Origin of the sequence: Nocardioides sp. (genome assembly GCF_016462705.1) — a bacterium.
In the GTDB taxonomy this organism is placed as follows: Bacteria; Actinomycetota; Actinomycetes; order Propionibacteriales; family Nocardioidaceae; genus Nocardioides.
In genome coordinates this window covers 25,572-37,850 of sequence record NZ_JAEMSS010000018.1, presented here as the reverse complement: position 1 = coordinate 37,850, position 12,279 = coordinate 25,572, and the positions used below count along the sequence as shown (strand labels likewise).

General features: G+C 71.1%; 12 protein-coding genes. 6 read left to right on the top strand and 6 right to left on the bottom strand.

Going from position 1 to position 12,279, the window contains the following annotated elements:
- A partial coding sequence (locus JHD21_RS04025; RefSeq protein WP_292671827.1) for a DUF4190 domain-containing protein occupies nt 1-739 on the top strand: 739 nt, incomplete at its 5' end.
- Nucleotides 740-814: 75 nt separating this feature from the next.
- Here JHD21_RS04025 and JHD21_RS04020 read toward each other — a convergent pair.
- The gene (locus JHD21_RS04020) at nt 815-1,540 is read right to left on the bottom strand and encodes a hypothetical protein (protein WP_292671826.1); all 726 of its coding nucleotides are present in this window, start codon (nt 1,538-1,540) and stop codon (nt 815-817) included.
- 155 nt (nt 1,541-1,695) lie between these two features.
- Nucleotides 1,696-3,675, bottom strand: coding sequence for a TIGR03960 family B12-binding radical SAM protein (locus JHD21_RS04015; protein WP_292671824.1), 1,980 nt, complete (start codon nt 3,673-3,675; stop codon nt 1,696-1,698).
- 65 nt (nt 3,676-3,740) lie between these two features.
- Here JHD21_RS04015 and JHD21_RS04010 point away from each other — a divergent pair, with 65 nt between their 5' ends.
- Genes JHD21_RS04010 through JHD21_RS04000 form a run of 3 tightly spaced genes read left to right on the top strand, consistent with a single transcriptional unit; the run spans nt 3,741 to nt 5,993 of the window.
- Nucleotides 3,741-4,328 carry a hypothetical protein gene (locus tag JHD21_RS04010; RefSeq protein WP_292671823.1) on the top strand — a complete coding sequence of 196 codons (588 nt, stop codon included), beginning with the start codon at nt 3,741-3,743 and terminating at the stop codon, nt 4,326-4,328.
- Nucleotides 4,329-4,364: 36 nt separating this feature from the next.
- Nucleotides 4,365-5,471: an ionic transporter y4hA gene (locus tag JHD21_RS04005; RefSeq protein WP_292671821.1), complete on the top strand. Its 1,107-nt coding sequence runs from the start codon at nt 4,365-4,367 to the stop codon at nt 5,469-5,471.
- A 45-nt stretch (nt 5,472-5,516) separates the two neighbouring features.
- The gene (locus JHD21_RS04000) at nt 5,517-5,993 is read left to right on the top strand and encodes a DUF4188 domain-containing protein (RefSeq protein ID WP_292671819.1); all 477 of its coding nucleotides are present in this window, start codon (nt 5,517-5,519) and stop codon (nt 5,991-5,993) included.
- On the opposite strand, the gene JHD21_RS03995 is transcribed toward JHD21_RS04000, so the two are convergent.
- The 3 genes from JHD21_RS03995 to JHD21_RS03985 all read right to left on the bottom strand — a co-directional run bounded on the left by JHD21_RS03995 (nt 5,990) and on the right by JHD21_RS03985 (nt 9,076).
- A complete protein-coding gene (locus JHD21_RS03995) occupies nt 5,990-7,345 on the bottom strand; it encodes an FAD/NAD(P)-binding protein (RefSeq protein ID WP_292671817.1) in 1,356 nt (451 codons plus the stop codon). The two genes, JHD21_RS04000 and JHD21_RS03995, sit on opposite strands and share 4 nt — an antisense overlap.
- 80 nt (nt 7,346-7,425) lie before the next feature.
- Nucleotides 7,426-8,220: an alpha/beta hydrolase gene (locus JHD21_RS03990; RefSeq protein WP_292671815.1), complete on the bottom strand. Its 795-nt coding sequence runs from the start codon at nt 8,218-8,220 to the stop codon at nt 7,426-7,428.
- Between the two features lie 61 nt (nt 8,221-8,281).
- Entirely contained in the window at nt 8,282-9,076 is a 795-nt protein-coding gene (locus tag JHD21_RS03985) for an SDR family oxidoreductase (RefSeq protein WP_292671813.1), read from the bottom strand.
- A 158-nt stretch (nt 9,077-9,234) separates the two neighbouring features.
- Between JHD21_RS03985 and JHD21_RS03980 the strand changes: the two genes are divergently transcribed.
- Nucleotides 9,235-10,386 carry a LuxR C-terminal-related transcriptional regulator gene (locus JHD21_RS03980; protein ID WP_292671812.1) on the top strand — a complete coding sequence of 384 codons (1,152 nt, stop codon included), beginning with the start codon at nt 9,235-9,237 and terminating at the stop codon, nt 10,384-10,386.
- Nucleotides 10,387-10,460: 74 nt separating this feature from the next.
- Entirely contained in the window at nt 10,461-11,786 is a 1,326-nt protein-coding gene (locus JHD21_RS03975; protein WP_292671811.1) for a DUF222 domain-containing protein, read from the top strand.
- A 154-nt stretch (nt 11,787-11,940) separates the two neighbouring features.
- On the opposite strand, the gene JHD21_RS03970 is transcribed toward JHD21_RS03975, so the two are convergent.
- Nucleotides 11,941-12,270, bottom strand: a complete 330-nt coding sequence (locus JHD21_RS03970; RefSeq protein ID WP_292671810.1) for a YciI family protein — start codon at nt 12,268-12,270, stop codon at nt 11,941-11,943.
- Nucleotides 12,271-12,279 lie beyond the last annotated feature (9 nt).

Here is a 12,279-nt window from a genome sequence, read left to right as displayed (position 1 = left end):
GGCCGCTCCCCCGCCGTACGGCCAGCCGGCCCAGCCGACCCAGCCGACCCAGCCGACTCCGCCTCCGTACGGCGAGCCCGCGGCCCCGGCGTACGGCCAGCCCGCCCAGGCGCCCTACGGCCAGCCCGCGATGGCGGCCGGCAGCTACCCGGCCTCCGGTGTCGAGCCCGAGCCTTCCAAGGCGATGGCGATCACCGCCCTCATCCTGTCGCTGCTGTGCTGCTTCCCGATCGGCCTGATCCTCGCGATCGTCGTGCTGGTCCGGAGCCGGGACGGCCGCAACCACGGCAAGGGCCTGGCCATCGGCGCGGTCGTCGCGTCGATCGTGTCGGTCGTGGCCCTGTCCGCCGGCGTCTACGGCCTGACCCAGGTCGACTGGGACGACCTGCTCCCGGTCGAGCAGCTCAAGACCGGCGAGTGCCTCAACGCGAGCAACCTCACCGACGACTCCGAGGACTTCGTCGAGGACATCGAGGAGGTGAGCTGCGACAGCCCGCACGACGCGGAGGTGCTGGTCACCAAGGAGCTCACCCAGGACGACGCGGAGGGCTACGACCCGGCCACGAGCACGCTCTGCACCGACCTCATCACTGCGGGCGGGCTCGAGGGCAAGGTCGCACCGGCCAACCCGGACATCGGCTACTTCGGCCTGACCACCGAATCGGCACCCAACGCCGGCGACAAGCTGGTCTGCATCGGCTACCGGCTCGACGGCGCCAAGCTCGACGCGCCGCTGTAGTCAGGATCGTCCGCCCGGACCCGGCGGCGTCGAGTGACTCCATCTGGTCGGTTGCCCGGAGACAGCCGATCCGGGTCAGTCGACGCCCCCCGGGTGCCGGCCGCCGCTGTCGCACGTCGGCACGATGCCGGTCCGGCCCTGCCAGGAGCCGTGCTCGGAGATCGGCCGGAACCGGTACGTCGCGAACTCGTGGTGGAAGTCACGGCGGGCGCGCTCGGCCATCGCGGCGGCATGCCGGGCCGGATCCGGGACGGCGGAGCGGCCGCGCACCATCTCCTCCATCTCCCGCACGGTGCGCCAGACCGAGAACGTCGAGATCGTCCGCGGCGGCCGTAGCGCGGCGAGCGCCAGCGTGACGCCGGGGTGGTCGCGGACCAGCCGCTCGACCGGCCGACCCCAGCGCAGGAACCGCGGCAGCTCGGGGAGTCGCATCCGCGCGAGCGTGACCGCGACCACCGGCTCGTCCTGGACCCACTCCCCCGCCCGCGCCGGCAGACCGGGCAGGGCGGCCAGGGTCGACCACCGGCGCAGGAACTCCAGTCGGACGTGCCAGCCGGTGGCCAGGTGACGACCCAGTGGGTCCTGAGCCAGGAAACCGTCCACGGCGTCCTCGTCGCGCCACTGCGCGAACACCGCCAGGCGGCGCAGCTGGAGCCGGTCCGGTGACACCACGGGAGCACCGAGCCGCATGAGTGCCAGCACCTCGGCGTGGTCCAGCCCGGCCGCGGACGGTGGACGCAGCAGCGCCCGCGCGCCCACCGAGGCGGGGAGCTCGACGAGGTGGAAGGTGTGGACGGTCATGCCCGCCCCAGCTTGTGGTGGAGGCGGGCCACCCAGGCCCGGCGGAGACGCAGCTCGTGGTCGGTGCGCAGAAGCGGACGCGTGTGGGGGCAAACCCGCACGGCCCCACGCTCGGCCGTGCCCCCTGTGCAGAGGTTTGCCCCCACAGCGCGGGGTCAGACGACAGCGAGCGGCAGCAGCTGCCGGCCGGTCGGCCCGATCTGGGTCTCGGTGCCGAGCTCCGGGCAGACGCCGCAGTCGTAGCAGGGTGTCCAGCGGCAGTCCTCGACCTCGACGTCGGCGCCGTCGGCGACCGCGAGGGCGTCCTCCCAGTCGGCCCAGAGCCAGTCCTTGTCGAGACCGGAGTCGAGGTGGTCCCACGGCAGGACCTCGTCGTACTCCCGCTCCCGGGTGGTGAACCAGTCGAGGTCGAGGCCGTGCTCGGCGAGCGCGCTGGCCGCGGACTCGGCCCAGCGGTCGTAGGAGAAGTGCTCGCTCCAGCCGTCGAACCGGCCGCCGTCACGCCAGACCCGCTCGATCACGGCGCCGACCCGGCGGTCGCCCCGGCTGAGGAGTCCCTCGATCGTGCCGGGCTTGCCGTCGTGGTAGCGGAACCCGATCGCCCGGCCGTACTTCTTGTCGTCGCGCACGAGGTCGCGCAGCTTGCGCAGCCGCTCGTCGGTGGTGTCGTGGTCGAGCTGCGCCGCCCACTGGAACGGCGTGTGCGGCTTGGGCACGAACCCGCCGATCGAGACGGTGCAGCGGATGTCGTTGCGGCCGGAGACCTCGCGACCGGTGGCGATGACCCGCTTGGCGAGGTCGGCGATGGCCAGCACGTCCTCGTCGGTCTCCGTGGGGAGCCCGCACATGAAGTAGAGCTTCACCTGCCGCCAGCCCGAGGAGTACGCCGCCGCGACGGTCCGGATCAGGTCGTCCTCGCTGACCATCTTGTTGATGACCTTGCGCATCCGCTCCGAGCCGCCCTCGGGCGCGAACGTCAGCCCCGACCGGCGGCCGTTGCGGGAGAACTCGTTGGCCAGGTCGATGTTGAACGCGTCGACCCGGGTGCTGGGCAGCGAGAGCGAGACGTTCTGGCCCTCGTAGCGGTCGGCCAGGCCCTTGGCGACCTCGGCGATCTCGGAGTGGTCGGCGCTGCTCAACGAGAGGAGGCCGACCTCCTCGAAGCCGGACTTGCGGATGCCGTTCTCGACCATGGCGCCGATCGTCTCGATCGACCGCTCGCGGACGGGGCGGGTGATCATGCCGGCCTGGCAGAACCGGCAGCCGCGGGTGCAGCCGCGGAAGATCTCCACCGAGAACCGCTCGTGGACGGTCTCGGCCAGCGGCACCAGCGGCTTGGCCGGGTAGGGCCACTGGTCGAGGTCCATCAGCGTGTGCTTGCGGACCCGGGCCGGGATGCCGGGGCCGTTGGGCACGACCGCCGCGATCTCACCGGAGTCGGCGTAGGAGACGTCGTAGAACTTCGGGACGTAGACCCCGCCGCTGACCGCGAGCCGGCGCAGCAGCTCGTCGCGACCGCTCCCCATCGAACCGCTGGGGCGGCCCTCGGCCTTCCACTCGCGGACCACCTCGGAGATCGCGAGCACGACCTCCTCGCCGTCGCCCAGCACGGCCGCGTCGAGGAAGTCGGCGATCGGCTCGGGGTTGAACGCCGCGTGGCCGCCGGCCAGCACGACCGGGTCGTCGTCGGTGCGGTCGACGGCGTGCAGCGGGATGCCGGCCAGGTCGAGCGCGGTGAGCATGTTGGTGTAGCCGAGCTCGGTCGAGAAGCTGAGGCCGAACAGGTCGAAGTCACCGACCGGGCGGTGGCCGTCGACGGTGAACTGCGGGATGTGGTGCTCGCGCATGACCGACTCCATGTCCGGCCACACCGAGTAGGTGCGCTCGGCGACGATCCAGTCCCGCTCGTTCAGGACCTCGTAGAGGATCTGCACGCCCTGGTTGGGCAGTCCCACCTCGTAGGCGTCCGGGTACATCAGCGCCCAGCGGACGGTCTCCCCCTCGGGCGCTGCGTCCCACTCCTTGACCGTCGAGTTGAGCTCGCCGCCGACGTACTGGATCGGCTTGCTGACCGTCGGCAGCAACGGCTCCAGGCGCGGGAACAGCGACTCGGGGGCGCTCGCGAGGGCGGGCATGTGTGCACTCCAGGATCGTTGGTGGGACGACCCACCAGCCTACGCGGGGCGGGGAAGATGTCCGCATGCCCGCAGCAGACGACCTCGAGGACCCGGAGACGTGGCTCGGAGGCTTCTACGGGCTCGCCGTCCTTCTCGGACCTCGCGACGACGACGTCCTGACCGAGGCGGGCACGGCCTTGTGGCGGCTCGCCGGTTTCGATCGCGGTGCTCCGCCCGGGCGAGCGACGCTCACGGGATCGCTGGTCTCCCGTGGGGTGGTCGAACCCCTGCCGGGACGGCCCGTCGCGGCGATGGTGTCGGTCCTGCGGGTCGTGGAGTCCGCGGAACCGGACGAGGACTGGCTGTTCCTCGACATCCCCCTGGGCGCGCTGGAAGCCTGGGACCCGGCCGTGGGGGCCTTCCCGTTCGGTCCGGAGGCGTCCTGGCCCTCACGGGCCTGGCGGGAGCCGCTGGAGGGGTGGCTCGTGGCCGTGGCCCGAGCACTGTTCGCCGAGGTGCCCTACCTGCGGGCGAGCACCGGCTGGGAGGCGTCGGGCCTCGTGCGATCCGACGACCTGACAGGTGGCGGACACCACGCGCTGCTCCTGAACGACGGGGGCCGGCTCCAGGTGTCACCGGTGTCGCGATGGGACTTCGGCATGCCCGGCTGACCGTCTCGGTGTCGAGGCGATGACTACGGTCTCCGCATGAGCGCGGTGACCTCGGGACGGTTCAGCTGGACAGTGACGGCACCGGCCGTCGCGGTCGTCGTGCTCGGTGCCACCTGGGGCCGCAGCCTGTCGACCGTGGTCGCCCTGCTGGTCGCGCTGCCCCTGGTCGGTGCCGTGCTGGCCGCGGTGCACCACGCCGAGGTCGTCGCCCTGCGGGTGGGCGAGCCGTTCGGGTCGCTGGTGCTGGCGGTGGCGGTCACCGTCATCGAGGTCGCGCTGATCGTCACGCTGATGATCTCCGGCGGTGACGACACGTCGACCCTCGCCCGGGACACGGTGTTCGCGGCGGTGATGATCTGCCTCAACGGGATCGTGGGCATCACGCTCCTGGTCGGCTCGCTGCGGCACCACCTCGCGCGCTTCAACCCGGAGGGCACCGGCTCGGCGCTGGCCACCGTCATCACCCTCGCCGGCGTGACACTGGTGCTGCCGCGGTTCACGACCGGCGAGCCGGGGCCGGAGTTCACCGGCGAGCAGCTCGCCTTCGCCGCGGTCGCCTCCCTGGCGCTGTACGGCCTGTTCGTCTTCACCCAGACGATCCGGCACCGCGACTTCTTCCTGCCGGTGGTCCACGGCCAGGACGGACGTCACGACGACGACGGCGACGGGCACGCGGACCCGCCCTCGGACCGCGAGACCCTGATCTCGCTCGGCCTGCTCGTGCTCGCCCTGGTGACCGTCGTGGGGCTGGCCAAGGTCGAGTCCAAGCCGATCGAGGAGGGCGTCGCCTCGGCCGGGCTCCCGCACGCGTTCGTCGGCGTGGTCATCGCCCTGCTCGTTTTGGCGCCGGAGTCGATCGCGGCGGTCCGGGCCGCGAACCGGGACGAGGTGCAGACCAGCCTCAACCTGGCCTACGGCTCCGCGATGGCCTCCATCGGCCTCACCATCCCCGCGATCGCGGTCGCGTCGATCTGGCTCAGCGGGCCGCTGGACCTGGGCCTGACGTCGATGCAGATCGTGCTGCTGTTCCTCTCGGTGCTGGTCGCGATCCTCACGGTGGTCACCGGTCGCGCCAAGCCGCTCCAGGGTGGCGTCCACCTGGTGCTGTTCGCGGCGTTCGTGTTCTTGTCGGTCAGTCCGTGAGTCCAGCCTCTCGCGTGTGAGTCCCGCCGGGTCCACACTGCGGGCATGGCAGCGGTGAACCAGGGCCGGTGGACCGCCGGCATCGAGGGTGACTTCGTGGTGTTCCTGATCGGTGCGCGGTTGGACGCACTGCATCCCATCCGGAGCCTGCGCGACCTCGGCGGCATGCGGGGTATGCCGTACATGCTCAAGTACCTCTCCGAGCGTCCCGAGAAGGGCCTGCTCGGCTACGAGACCTACGGCCTGACCATGAACGTGCAGTACTGGCGGTCGTTCGACGCCCTCGAGCGCTTCGCCCGGGACGACGGCGACCCGCACCTCGCCGTCTGGAGGCGGTACTGGAAGCGGGTCGGCAGGGACCCGCGCTCCGGGATCTGGCACGAGACGTTCCTGGTCCGCGAGGGCGAGTACGAGGCCGTCTACGGCAACATGCCGGCCCACGGCCTCGCCAAGGCCTCCGTGGTCGTTCCGGTCGACGCCGACTCGCGGGCCCGGCGACGCCTGCGCCGATCGGGCTCCTAGCGCCGCGCCTGGGCGATGCCGGCCAGCTCGGCCAGCCGGGCCAGACCAGGGCCGACGGCCGCGGTGAATCGGTCGGTGGCCGCGACGACGTCAGCATCACCCTGGCGGTCGGGTGGCACTCGCGCCAGGTTGAGCGACACCCCTCCCGCCCACGACCTGATGGCCGGGTCGGACGAGAAGGCCCTCGCCGCGCGGCCGCCGAGCACCTGCATCGCCGCCCAGTCGGCCGGGGTGTCGGAGAACGGTGAGGAGGGGCAGAGCCGGTTCTTCTCGGCGTCGCCGTCCACGGTGGCCTCCACGAACCCGGCGAGCGCCGCGCCGAAGCAGGGGAACCCGGACCGGATGGGCTGCGGCCTGATGGCGTCCGGCGCCCAGATCGGGAGCGGCGGCCTGCGCGGCAGGCCGGACGCCGCGCAGTGCACGACGACCGCGTCCCGCGCGACGGAGACCTCGCCGTGCTCGAGCAGCAGCCGGCCGGGCTCCACTCGCTCGAGGTGGCCGAGGCGTACGACGTGCTCGATGGTCCGCAGCAGGTCGAGCTCCCAGGTCGCCAGCGTCGGGGTCTTGGCCATGGTCGGCGTGACGGCGCGGTCGATGCGCAGCATGATCCCGCGGTCCTCGAGGTCGAGGAACAGGTCGTCCGGCGTCGCCGCCACGGTCGCGGCCTCCATCGTGTCCGCGGCCATGCCGATGAACACCGCCGGGTCCGGCTGGACGACGGCCCGGTTGAGCATCCAGGGCTCGCGCGGGCGGATCCAGCAGATGTCGTCCGGGTCGGTCCCCTCCCCCAGGAGCCAGACGCACGCGTCCGTGGCCGTCTTGCCGGACCCGACGACGACGTACTGGGACGGCGCGCCGCCCAGGTCGGCCAGCCGGTTGACCGGGACCACCGAGGCCTCCGCGGCGACTGCGAACGGCGGCGGCGTGGTCGCCGGCACCATGGGCGAGAGGTACGTCGTGTCGACGACCCGCGCCCCTGGGCGCGGCCTGACCTGGGAGTGCTCGGTGCCTGGGTGGAAGGTGACTCGCCGGGTGGCCAGGAGACGGTCGCGCAGCACCCGGTCGTAGTAGTCACGGATCTCCGGCGCGGTCGCCCGCTCGTGCAGCCCTCGCTCGGGCCCGTCCTGCTGGATGCGACCGCCACCGAGCAAGGTCGAGGCCACGCCGTAGAACGCCGAGGCCTGGTGCAGCTGGACGAAGGGGTAGGCGTCGAGCCAGTGCCCGCCGGGGCCGTGCCTGCGGTCGACCAGTGCCACCGTGACGTCGGCGTGGTCGACGAGCGCGTCGGTGAACGCCATCCCGACCGCTCCCGCGCCGACCACGACGTAGTCGGCGTCGAGGACGGTCACCATCGGCTCACTGTGACGCAAGACAGCGTGTCGGTCGAGCAACAAGGGCAAGCCCGTCCGGCCCGCCCGTGCGGGCGACCCGGTCAGTGACCGTTCGTCTTGAGCCAGTCGAGGACGGCGTCGGCGATGTCCTTCCATCCGTGGTCGATGGTGAGCGAGTGGCCTCGGCCCTCGAACTGCTGCAGCTCTGTCACGGCGGCGGAGTCCCGGTACTGCTTGAGGGTGGAGCGGGTCACGACGTCGGGCACCGTGTGGTCCTCCATCCCCGAGACCAGCAGGAGCGGCCCCCGGGTTTGGTTGTCGGTGTTGACCTTGGCCTGGGAGTGCATGACGAAGTTCGCCGCCGCGGCCTGGAACAGCGGCCGGGCGGGCGAGGGAATGGTCCACCTCTCGAACAGCTCGTCCGACTCCTCCTCGGTCAGCGCGTTGCCGAACCCGAACCGGAACTCCTTCTTGGTGAGGGACACCGCCTTGTGGAGGTTGGCCGGGTTGCCCAGGGCCGGAAGACCCGCCCGCAGCTGCGCGAGCGGGAGCGGCAGCACGCCCTTGATCTGAGCCGGGTCGATGGCCACCGCCGCTGCGGCGAGATCCTGCCCGAGAAGCTTCTCGGCGATGAGCCCTCCGAACGAGTGGCCGATGACGACAGGCAGCTCGCCCAGGCCGTCCATGATGTCGGCGTAGTGGCCCACGGCGTCGTTGATGCCGATGTTGGCGACCATCTCGGGGTGCGCCCTGGCCTCCTCCACCGTCTCGGCCTCGTGCGGCCACCCGGGCGCGATCGGCTCGTAGCCGGCGTCGCGGAACAGGTCGAGCCACGGTTGCCAGCTGCTCGCGTGCAGCCAGAGTCCGTGGATGAAGACGACGGGGGTGTTGGTCATGGGCGTGCCTCTCTGGGGTGGAGCTCCGGTTGTTGTGTGCGTCGTCGCCGCTGGTCGGGGCCTACAGCGTCGTGACCAGCCCCCCGTCGACCACGAAGTCGCTGCCGTTGACGTTGGCGGCACGAGCGCTGCACAGGAACAGGACCAGATCGGCCACCTCCTGTGGGGTGGTGAAGCGCCCCGTGGGGCTGTCCGCCGCGGCTCGTCTGGCCACCTCGTCCGGGCTGAGCCCGCTGGCCTGACCGATCGTGGCAGCGACGCCGTCGTCACCCAGCCACAGATCCGTCTGCACCGGTCCGGGGCTGACCGTGTTGATCCGTACGCCGCTCGCAGCGAACTCCTTCGACAGCGACTTGCACAGGTTGGCCAGCGCTCCCTTGGCCGCGCTGTAGTCGACGACGGCGGGATCAGGCAGGAACGCGTTGACCGAGCTCACGGTCACCACGCGGGAGCTGTTGCGGCGAACCAGGTGGGGCAGCGCGGCGCGCATGCTGCGGGCCGCGACGAGGAAGTTGATGGTGAAGGTGGCCTGCCACGCGTCGTCGCTCACCGTGAGGAAGCCGCCCGGTCGCGGGCGTACGGCACCCACGTTGTTGACCAGGATGTCCAGGGAACCGTGTCGGCTGATGGCACGGTCGACCAGACGTTCGGGGGCAGTGGGCTCGGTGAGGTCGACGCGCACCGCCTCGACCGCGAAGCTCTCGGCCAGCAGGTCGAGCTCGTCGCTGCCGTTGAGCGCACCCGCGATCACGACGGCACCTTCTGCCGCCAGGGAGCGGGTGACCGCCAACCCGATGCCCTTGCTAGCGCCGGTGACCACGGCGATCTTGCCGGCGAGGTCCAGCTCCATGGCCATGCACGGACGTTAGAGCGCGGCGGAGCCGGCCCACATCACGTGATCGCGTAGTCCACGGCCCTCTTGCCAGGGACGAAAGAAGAGGAGGACAGTCCCTGACAAGCACAGTCACCCAGCCGTCAACGGAGATGGCGCGGACCCCGCGGTGAGAGGTCATCATGGGTCTCGTCGACGCAGCAGCACCCGGTGCCGCCCTTCAGCACGTGCTCGACCGTGTCGAGGAGAGCGGGCGGCCGGCGGTCGAGGTCCCCGACCTCATCCATCGCTCGTGGGAGCGATGCGCGGGCGCCGGGATCACTCCCCACCACGTCGCGGTCCCCTTCGCTGCCGACGTCGACGCGGACACGAGGCTGTCGTGGGCGGCCGGACCGCCGATGACCGCCGTCAGCGACCTCCTCGCCGACGAAGGTGTCGCACTGCTGCTCAGCGACGCGCGCGGTCACGTCGTGAAACGGTTCGCCGGCTCGACCCGCACCGCCGACGTCATGGACGGCATCGGTGCGGCCCCGGGCTACCTGTGCCGCGAAGAGCTGGTCGGCACGAACTCGATCGGGATGGCTCTCCTCACGACGTCGCTCAACGTGGTCCTCGGCTTCGAGCACTACGCAGACAACCTGACCGTGGTCTCGTGTGCCTCGGCACCCGTCCTGGATCCGGCCACCGGCCGGATGCTCGGCGTCGTCAACATCACGAGCAGGGCGTCCTCCTTCCACCCGGCGCTGCCGGCGCTGTTGGACCGGGTGCTCGCCGAAACGCGTGATCGGCTCGTGCAGGACGGCGGGGCCCCGTCCGCAGCGCTCCGCACGGCGTTCCTCTCTCGTCGGCGCAGGACGAAGGGTCCGCTCGTCGCAGTCAGCGGCAGCAGCATGTTCTTCAACACGGCCGGAGGCGCTGCGCTGGCGTCGCACGCCGACCGGGCCCTGGTGTGGGCCTGGGCCGAGCGCCAGATCCGAAGCCACCCGCTCGTCGCCGAAACGGTTCTCCACCTTTCTACCGGCCCTCGTTCGGCCCGGGCAGAACCTGTGCACGACGGCGAGACGCTGGTAGGTGCGCTCGTGTCACTCGGCTCGAAGCCGGCGAGCCCGTGGGCCGGCTCGACCGACGACGCGACCGAGGACCGCTGGGCCTCACTGACCGAGGCAGAACGCACCATCGCGCATCAGGTGGCCCGTGGACTCACCAACCGGGAGACCGCGGCCCTGCTCTTCCTCTCACCGCACACCGTGGACTACCACCTCAGGCACATCTACCGGAAGCTCGGCGTGCAGTCCCGGGTCGAGCTGGCGCGCACGATCAGGTCAGGCAGCTAGTGGCCGTCGATCCCTTGTGAAGAAGGGGATCCAGGGTCGGTGGCTGTGTCGGTGGGCACTGGTTGGCTTGACTCATGAGCGGGACGGCGGTGTTGGACGACATGGGTGGGGACGATGTCCTCGCCTTTGTCGGCGACGCCGCCATGCGGGAGCGGACCGCTCAGGCCGACCAGTTGAGGGGTGCCTACCAGTGGGCGATCCTGCACTCGCCTGAGCGGCTCGACCCCAGCCAGGAGGGCCAGGGTCGGGAGCGGGCCCGTGCCTATGGCGGTGCGGGGACCCCGGAGGTGACCGAGTTCGCGGCCGCCGCGCTGGGTGCCCGGATGGGGGTCACGACGTTCGCGGCGGGTCAGCTGATGGCCGACGCGCTGGACCTTCACCACCGTTGCCCGCGGTTGTGGGCCCGGGTGCAGGCCGGGGAGGTCAAGGCGTCCTACGCCAGGTTCGTGGTCAGGCAGACCCGGGGCCTGCCGGCCGAGGAGGCGGCCTATGTCGACGCGGCGGTCGCCGAGTCCGCTGATGGCCGGATCCCGTGGACGAGGTTCGAGGCGCTGGTCGAGGCCAGCATCGTCAAGGCCAACCCGGAGGTCGCGAGGGAGCAGGAGGAACGCGCCGCGAGGGCGACGTTCGCCAAGAAGCTCCGGACTGAGGCGCACGGGATGGCCACGTTCATGGTCCGTGCCGACGTCGCGACCATCGACCAGATCGAGGCCGCCGTCACCGCCACCGCGGGACAGCTCACCGAGGCGATGCCCGACGCCTCCGAAGACGAACGCCGCGTTCATGCCGCCTTGCTGCTGCTCGGCAACCCCGGCCAGCCCCACGGCGCCGACATCCGCGACCTGTTGCCGACAGTGCAGCTCTATGTCCACACCTACACCGGGCCCGACAGCACCGGGATCGCGCGGCTCGAGGGCCACGGCCCGGTCACCGAAGCCTGGGTCCGCGACGTCCTCGGCCCGACCTGCCGGTTCAAGATCACCCCGGTCCTCGACCTCGAGGGTCAGGCACCGGTCGATGCCTACGAGATCCCCGACCGACATAGACAGGCCGTGCATCTCGTGACGCCGGCCGACACCTTCCCCTACGGGTCCAGCCTCTCCCGGGGCATGGACCTCGACCACACGAAGCCCTGGAGCCCCACTGGTCCACCGGGTCAGTCAGGGCTGGGGAACTACGGCCCGATGACCCGCAGCCACCACCGGATCAAGACGTTCGGTGGCTGGGACGTCAAACAACCCTTCACCGGCATCTACCTCTGGCGCGACCCGCACGGCGGCTACTACCTCGTCGACCACACCGGCACCCGACAACTACGCAGCAGCCCGAACGACAGACCACTCGTGGTCGAGATCTACCGCAGCCTCCCCGAGACCAGACTCGACTGGAACGCCGCCTGAACCATCGCTAGCCCGTCGAGTCGGACGCGCTGCCGTGCAGGTAGACCCGGAACCGCGGGCGGCCGTCGTCCCCGCTGCAGTCCCGCTCGTCGACCTGAATGACCTCGATTGCTGTCACTGACCGCTGCTTGCACGTGGTCCGAGCAGGTTCGGCTCAGTCGGCGAGCAACGGCCGCAGCTCGACCTTCCGGTTGCAGCACCGCGACCCCTCGGCGGCGAGCTCGAGCGCCTCGTCGCGGTCCGCCGCCTCCAGGATCCACAGGCCGGCGACGTACTCCTTGGTCTCGACGAACGGCCCGTCGGTGACCAGGCCCTTCCCGGCCCGGTTGTCGATGGTGGTGGCGGCGCTGGGCGCGGCGAGCCCGCCGGCGAAGACCCAGTGACCCTCGGCCTGGAGACGTGCGTTGTAGGCGCGGATGTCCTCCATCTCCTCGGGGGTGGCCGAGCCGGTCCTGTCGTCGATCACGGAAACCATGAACTGCATGGGTCATCT

Bases quoted from the DNA above. Each gene is read 5' to 3' on its own strand.
- JHD21_RS03975 (WP_292671811.1), top strand. From the start codon at position 10,461: ATGAGCGGGACGGCGGTGTTGGACGACATGGGTGGGGACGATGTCCTC.
- JHD21_RS03990 (WP_292671815.1), bottom strand. From the start codon at position 8,220: ATGACCAACACCCCCGTCGTCTTCATCCACGGACTCTGGCTGCACGCG.
- JHD21_RS04010 (WP_292671823.1), top strand. From the start codon at position 3,741: ATGCCCGCAGCAGACGACCTCGAGGACCCGGAGACGTGGCTCGGAGGC.
- JHD21_RS04005 (WP_292671821.1), top strand. From the start codon at position 4,365: ATGAGCGCGGTGACCTCGGGACGGTTCAGCTGGACAGTGACGGCACCG.
- JHD21_RS03970 (WP_292671810.1), bottom strand. From the start codon at position 12,270: ATGCAGTTCATGGTTTCCGTGATCGACGACAGGACCGGCTCGGCCACC.
- JHD21_RS04000 (WP_292671819.1), top strand. From the start codon at position 5,517: ATGGCAGCGGTGAACCAGGGCCGGTGGACCGCCGGCATCGAGGGTGAC.
- JHD21_RS03985 (WP_292671813.1), bottom strand. From the start codon at position 9,076: ATGGCCATGGAGCTGGACCTCGCCGGCAAGATCGCCGTGGTCACCGGC.
- JHD21_RS04020 (WP_292671826.1), bottom strand. From the start codon at position 1,540: ATGACCGTCCACACCTTCCACCTCGTCGAGCTCCCCGCCTCGGTGGGC.
- JHD21_RS04015 (WP_292671824.1), bottom strand. From the start codon at position 3,675: ATGCCCGCCCTCGCGAGCGCCCCCGAGTCGCTGTTCCCGCGCCTGGAG.
- JHD21_RS03995 (WP_292671817.1), bottom strand. From the start codon at position 7,345: ATGGTGACCGTCCTCGACGCCGACTACGTCGTGGTCGGCGCGGGAGCG.
- JHD21_RS03980 (WP_292671812.1), top strand. From the start codon at position 9,235: ATGGGTCTCGTCGACGCAGCAGCACCCGGTGCCGCCCTTCAGCACGTG.